At 37.3% G+C, this 1145-nt stretch carries 1 protein-coding gene; it reads right to left on the bottom strand.

The genetic code is table 11. The features are described 5' to 3' along the window. Window positions 1-1145: MSCRAMM family protein (locus tag J3U35_RS03185; protein ID WP_267359518.1), on the bottom strand; the 1145-nt coding region annotated here is incomplete at both ends.

The raw sequence follows: 1145 nt of genomic DNA, 5'->3' as shown, positions 1-1145 counted from the left end.
AATCCGCATCAATCGCTGAGTGGGTTCGGCTGTTGTCTATATCAATGCTGACATGACCTTTGATCATGGCAATATATTTATACGCTGAACTTTTGTCTAACTCATTTTGTTTTAACGTTTTAAACTCAAAGCTATCANNNNTTCCGGCTATGACACTGTCCGCAATTAATTCCGTTCCTTCCGGTGTGCTAACCTTAATTTGATAGTTACCGCCTTTCGGTAATTTTTCAAACTGATAGTGACCTGAAGTGTCGGTATTAACCTTTTTAAGCTCGACATAATCCGTTGCACCCGGTGCCTGATAATTAAGGGTCACATTAATGCCATTAAGCCCTTCATCACCCTGTCTGTCTTTGCTGTCATTTTCATCAACCCAGACATAACCATCGATTTTTAATTTTCCTACCAACAGATAATTGTTATCCAGTGAACCTTTTTTTGGTAAATTCGCAACCGGAATAACAATATGTTTCGGATCGTTACCTGCTGAGCTTTGTTTAAACTCATGGTCGGCATTAGCGTCTAATTTCAGTACCACAGAATAGTTAGCATTATCACCAAACACCAGATTAGAGAAATGATACTCACCATCTACGGTTTGTTGGGTCATTAATAGCTTACCAGTTCCATCTAAACCGTCACGTAGCTCAACGGTATACGTGATCGCACTATCAAGTAAATAGGCAAACTCATTTAACTGATTAAAATCGGTATTATTATCGGCATAATCAACATAGATTTTACCACCAATACCTTCATCACTCGCTTGTTTAAAATAGAAATTATTGTCTTTTATACCCACATTAGTTAAATCTAGACCAGATAAAGTATCAATTGGTTGAGTGGTACCTTTACTGTTTTTAACTAATGAATAACCATCTGGTGAAGCGACAATATTAATGCTGTACTTCCCTTGGGATAGATTATAGAAGTGGTATTCACCTTTATCATTGGTATACTGACGTGCAATCTCGTTATTGTTTGCATCACGTAAACCAATTAAAACTTGAGTAATTGGCTCAACTGGATCGCTACCATTTAACAAGGTTTTTCCAGAAATTCCGCTGTTGATTGCATAACTACTGTTTATACCAGCTGACGGTGAACTATTTGAACTTCCTGCCAATAAGAAGTATTGGTTTTGA

Source organism: Gilliamella sp. B2717 (genome assembly GCF_026536675.1).
In the GTDB taxonomy this organism is placed as follows: domain Bacteria; phylum Pseudomonadota; class Gammaproteobacteria; order Enterobacterales; family Orbaceae; genus Gilliamella; species Gilliamella apicola_I.
The sequence above is the reverse complement of the archived record's forward strand: the minus strand, read 5'-3'. Positions and strand labels throughout refer to the sequence as shown.